The organism is Micromonospora deserti, from assembly GCF_003236335.1.
GTDB lineage: Bacteria > Actinomycetota > Actinomycetes > Mycobacteriales > Micromonosporaceae > Micromonospora > Micromonospora deserti.
In genome coordinates, this window is sequence record NZ_POUB01000356.1 from 1 (window position 1) to 5,112 (window position 5,112).

Annotated in this window: 4 protein-coding genes; 3 read left to right on the top strand and 1 reads right to left on the bottom strand. The window is 75.1% G+C overall.

Annotated elements, in window-relative coordinates:
• From C1I99_RS29090 to C1I99_RS29100, 3 genes are all read left to right on the top strand, one after another.
• On the top strand, positions 1 to 1,279 hold a 1,279-nt coding region (locus C1I99_RS29090; protein ID WP_111137390.1), incomplete at its 5' end, for a S1C family serine protease.
• Between the two features lie 170 nt (positions 1,280 to 1,449).
• Positions 1,450 to 2,121, top strand: a complete 672-nt coding sequence (locus C1I99_RS29095; protein WP_111137389.1) for a BON domain-containing protein — start codon at positions 1,450 to 1,452, stop codon at positions 2,119 to 2,121.
• Positions 2,122 to 2,308: 187 nt separating this feature from the next.
• Entirely contained in the window at positions 2,309 to 3,367 is a 1,059-nt protein-coding gene (locus C1I99_RS29100; protein WP_111137391.1) for a glycosyltransferase family 4 protein, read from the top strand.
• A gap of 233 nt (positions 3,368 to 3,600) precedes the next feature.
• Here C1I99_RS29100 and C1I99_RS29105 read toward each other — a convergent pair whose 3' ends face one another.
• Positions 3,601 to 5,022, bottom strand: coding sequence for a serine/threonine-protein kinase (locus C1I99_RS29105; protein ID WP_111137392.1), 1,422 nt, complete (start codon positions 5,020 to 5,022; stop codon positions 3,601 to 3,603).
• Between the last annotated feature and the right edge of the window lie 90 nt (positions 5,023 to 5,112).

Genomic DNA, 5,112 nt, shown 5'->3' on the forward strand with positions numbered 1-5,112 from the left:
CCCGTACGCCCACCCCGGTCACCCGCAGGCCGCCGGCGGCCACCAGGCCGGTCCCTGGTATCCGGGCCAGCAGCCCGGCTGGAGCGGCGGGGGCCAGCCGGGACCGACCGGCCACGGGTACGGCCAGCCGCCGCACCACCCGGGCCAGCCGCCGCACCACCCAGGCCAGCCGCCGCACTACCCGGGCCAGCCGGTGCCGGCCTGGGTTCCGGCCCCGCCGGCCGGCCTCCGGCCCGGCCGGATCGCCAGGATCGCCGGGGCGGGGGTCGCGGTGTTCGCCCTGATGCTCGGCTCCGGCGTCGCCGGCGGCGCGCTCGCCTTGGCGCTCGCCGGGGACTCCGGGGGGATCACCCGTACCTACTCCGCCGCCCCGGTGATCAACAGCGCGGACCTGCCGAGGATCGCCGCCTCGGTGCAGCCGAGCGTCGTCTCGATCACCACCGGCAGCGGCGAGGGCTCCGGGGTGATCCTCACCGCCGACGGCTACGTGCTCACCAACAACCACGTGGTCGCCTCGGCCGGCGGCGACACGGTCCGGGTGATCTTCGCCGACGGGAAGACCGCCCAGGCCCGGATCGTCGGCACCGACCCGAAGACCGACCTGGCGGTGGTGAAGGCGTCCGGGGTCAGCGACCTGAAGCCGGCGACGTTCGGCGACAGCGACGCGATGCAGGTGGGCGACCAGGTGCTCGCCCTCGGTAGCCCGCTGGGGCTGCAGGGGTCGGTCACCGCCGGCATCCTCAGCGCCCGGGACCGCACCATCCAGGCCGGCAGCAGCCAGCAGGACCCGCGCCAGGGGGTCAGCTCCATCTCCGGGCTGCTCCAGACCGATGCGCCGATCAACCCGGGCAACTCCGGGGGCGCCCTGGTCAACACCCGCGGTGAGGTGATCGGCATCAACACCGCGATCGCCACCGCCGGGCAGGGCAGCAGCGGCAACATCGGGGTCGGCTTCGCCATCCCCAGCAACAAGGCCAAGGACGTCGCCGGCAAGCTCCAGCGGGGCGAGAAGGTCAGCCACCCGTCGCTGGGCGTCAGCGTGAACGCGGCCGACGGCGGCGGGGCCCTGGTCGCCGCCGTCACGCCGGGCAGCGCCGCCGAGAAGGCCGGCCTGCAGCGCGGTGACGTGATCATCCGTTTCGGCGACAAGGTGATCAACGACTCGGACGATCTGGTCGCCGCGGTGCAGGCCGGCAAGGTCGGCGACCGGGTCGAGGTGACCTACACGCGGAACGGTTCCGAATCGACGGCAACCGTGACGCTCGCCGAGACGTCATAACACCAACCGACCTGCCTCCTCCCTCCAGCGGCGGGTGGCGGGGCCAAGGGGGTTGGCTCCGCCACCCGCCGCTCCTCCGACGGCGGTTCACCCGGTCCGGGTGAACCGCCGTCACCCGCCGTGCCGGCACCGTCGAGCAGAAGACCCGGCTAGGCGTACGGAGGGGTGCGATGACCACGGCAGCGGCCGTCCGGACCGACGCGCAGATCCAGCGGGACGTGCTCGACGAACTGGCCTGGGACGCCCAGGTGCAGCCGAACGACATCGGGGTCACCGTGCACCAGGGGGTGGTGACCCTGACCGGGCAGGTGGACAGCTACCCGCGGAAGTGGGCGGCGCAACGCTGCGCGCAGCGCGTACGGGGGGTGCGGGCGGTCGCCGACGACGTCGAGGTGCAGCTGCCCGGCGAGCCGGAGCGGACCGACGGGCAGATCGCGATCGCGGCGAGCCGGGCCCTGGAGTGGGACAGTTTCGTCCCGGCCGAGCGGCTGGACGTCACCGTCGCCAACGGCTGGGTGATGCTCCGCGGCGAGGTGGAGTTCGGTTGGCAGCGGCGCACCGCCGAACGGGAACTGCACCGGCTGCGCGGCGTCCGCGGGGTGACCAACCTGGTGGAGGTGCGGCCGGCCGCCCGCCCGGACGCCGAGCGGACCCGGCGCGACCTCCAGCGAGCGTTGCTGCGGGGGATCGGCACGGAACGGGTGACCGTCGAGGTGGACGGGGACACCGTCGTCCTCGACGGGGTGGTCCGCTCCTGGTGGGAACGCGACCAGGCGGAACGGACGGCGTGGTCCGCGGCGGGGGTGCGGGCTGTGCGGGACCGGCTGATCGTGGGTGGATGAGCGGCGGCTTGTCCGGTTTACCGGTGCCGTCGCCGGGAAACCAGCGTCGATCGCCCGGCGCGGGGGTGGCCGCGGGGGCGCACCGGGACCCGGGCGATCACGCGCACCAGGGACCGATGGGGAGGACAGCGTGGCCGTGAACCAGCTTCCGGCCGACCGTTCGGCAGAACGCCCATTGCGGATCGCGATGGTGGTCCCGCCGTGGCTGTCAGTGCCCCCACCCGGATACGGCGGGCTGGAACAGGTGGTGGCCGGGCTGGTGGACGGTCTGGTCGACCTCGGGCACGCGGTGACCCTCTTCGGCGCCGGTCACGAGACCGGCACCGACGCCGAGTTCGTGTCGACCGTGCCCGAGGTGCAGTACGAGCGGCTCGGCGAGTCCCTGCCCGAACTGGCGCACCTCGCCCGGGTCCGGCACCGGATCGGTCCGGCCGACTTCGACGTGATCCACGACCACACCACCATCGGTCCGCTGATCGCCGGCCGGCGGGCCGTGCCCACCGTGGCGACCGTGCACGGCAACCCGGTAGGCGAATACGGCACCGTGCTCAGCGAGACCGACCCGAGCGTCGGCCTGGTGGCCATCTCGCACGCCCAACGCCAGCTGAACCCGGAGCTGCGCTGGGTCGGCACGGTGCACAACGCGATGGACACCCAGGGCGTGCCGTACAAGAGTGCGCCCGTTCCCGGGCCGGTGCTCTGGCTGGCCCGGTTCAGCCCGGACAAGGGCCCGGACGTCGCCATCCGGGCCTGCCGGACGGCCGGCCTGCCGCTGGTGCTGGCGGGCAAGTGCAACGAGCCGGCCGAGCGCCGCTACTACGACGAGGTCGTGCGTCCGCTGCTCGGCGAGGACGTCACCGTGGTGCTCGACGCTGACCGGTCCGCCGCGCTACGGATGCTGGTCGAGGCCCGGTGCCTGATCATGCCGGTGCAGTGGGACGAGCCGTTCGGCATGGTGATGGTGGAGGCGATGGCCACCGGCACCCCGGTGGTGGCGCTCAACCGGGGAGCGGTGCCCGAGCTGGTGCGCCCCGGCGTGACCGGCCTGGTCTGCGAGCACGACGACGAGTTGCCGGAGGCGCTGCGCGCCGTCACCCGCCTCGACCCCGCGGCATGCGTGGCCCATGTGGCGGAGAACTTCTCGACCGCCCGGATGGCGGGCGGCTACCAGGAGGTTTACCGGCGTTTCATCGCCGAGTCGGCCCTGCAACGGGCGCCCGAACCGGTCCGGGTCGGGGTCCGCTGACCAGCCCGGACGCCACCGCCGGCGGCCCGTGGAGCTGCCCGCACAAGCCGGGGCAGCCGCTCCGACCCGCGCCGCGCGCACGCCTCCGCCCGGCTGAGCCAACGCCCGGAGCACAGACGGGGCAGCCCGGCAGGGGCGGCCGAGCGACCTGCTTCGGCCGGGTCGGAGGCTGGAGGGCCGAGCCTGCGCCGTGCGGTGGCGGGACGACGAGGGCGCGGACGCGCGTGGCGACGTCAGGCCCGGGCGGCACCCAGGTCGGCGATGGCGGTGTCGAGGCGGTCGGCGTACGCCGGGCTGATGCCGCCCTCGCCGAGGCGGACCGCGACCTTCTCGCGCAGCCGGGCCACCGACCCGGCCAGGTCGCCCCGGCCGGCGCGGACGGCGTCGGTCAGGTTGCGCAGCTCATTGCGGAGGTCGAGGCCCACGTCGGGCCGGATGCCGCCGTCGGTGAGGCCGGCGCCGATCAGCCCGTCGAGCCGGTTGGCCGCCGCGACCAGGGTGTCCGGTCGGGTCGGCGGGTCGGTCGGGGCGGCCAAGCCCGGCGGGGCCGCCGACCGGGACACCGCCGCCGATGGGGTGGCGCTCGGCGGGCCGGAGGGCGCGTCGCCGGGCCCGGCGGTGGGCAGCGACCGCGACGGCGGGGCCTGCTCCTGCCGTAGCGCAGGCACGGCCAGCGCCACCCCGAGCACCAGCACCACCGGTACGACCAGCACCGGCTGGCGCACCCGCCGTCGGCGGGGCCCCGACTCGCCACCGGTGCCCGGGGGCGGGACCGCGGGCAGGGTGACCGTGGGCGCGAGCATGGTGGCGGCCTGCGGGTCGGCGGGGAGCATCTGGTCCCGCAGGGTCGCGGCGACCTGCCGCGCGGTGGGCCGCTCCGCCGGATCCCGGGCCAGGCAGCGCAGGCAGATCCGGGCCACCTCCGGCGGCAGGTCCGGCACTCCGGTCAGGGTGGGCGGCCGGCCCGCGGCGAGCGCCTCGCTGAGCTGCTCCCAGGTGTCGGCCGGGTACGGCACCCGCCCGCTCAGCGCCTCGTACAGCAGCACGCCCAGCGAGTAGACGTCGGTGGCCGGCTGGGCGGGCGCCCCGTCGAGCCGCTCCGGCGCCACGTAGGCGGGGGTGCCGAAGCTACCGCCGTCCTCGTCCTCGTCCGGCGCCCCGATCCGGGTGGCGATGCCGAAGTCGAGCACCTTCGCGCCGACCCGGGTCATCATCACGTTGGCCGGGGTGATGTCCCGGTGCACGATGCCGAGCCGGTGCGCGGTGGCGAGCGCGTCGGCCACCTGGGCGCCGATCTCCACCGCGTCGGCCCACGGCAGCGGCCCCTCGGTGAGCCGGAGTTCCAGCTCCTCGCCGGCCAGCAGCTCCATCACCACGAACGAGGTGATGGAGCCGTCCGGCGCGACCGTCTCGCCGTAGTCGTGCACCGAGGTGACGTGCGGGTGCACCAGCTGGGCGGCGGCCCGGGCCTCCTCGCGCACCATGTCCCGGAACCGCGCGTCGGCGGCGAGCGACGGGGCGAGCACCTTCAGCGCGACCACCCGGTCCAGCACCTCGTCGTGGGCCCGCCAGATCACCGACATGCCGCCGGCGCCGATCTGGTCGATGAGCCGGTACCTGCGGGCCAGCAACCGGCCGGGGTGCAGTGCTGGCATCACGGGTGGCACCTGCCTCGGGGTGGGAGCGGTATCAGGTTGCGCGAATGTTTCCGGCCTGTCAACGCCCCTGCTGCGGGTGGCCGGGGG

Bases quoted from the DNA above. Each gene is read 5' to 3' on its own strand.
- C1I99_RS29095 (WP_111137389.1), top strand. From the start codon at position 1,450: ATGACCACGGCAGCGGCCGTCCGGACCGACGCGCAGATCCAGCGGGAC.
- C1I99_RS29100 (WP_111137391.1), top strand. From the start codon at position 2,309: ATGGTGGTCCCGCCGTGGCTGTCAGTGCCCCCACCCGGATACGGCGGG.
- C1I99_RS29105 (WP_111137392.1), bottom strand. From the start codon at position 5,022: ATGCCAGCACTGCACCCCGGCCGGTTGCTGGCCCGCAGGTACCGGCTC.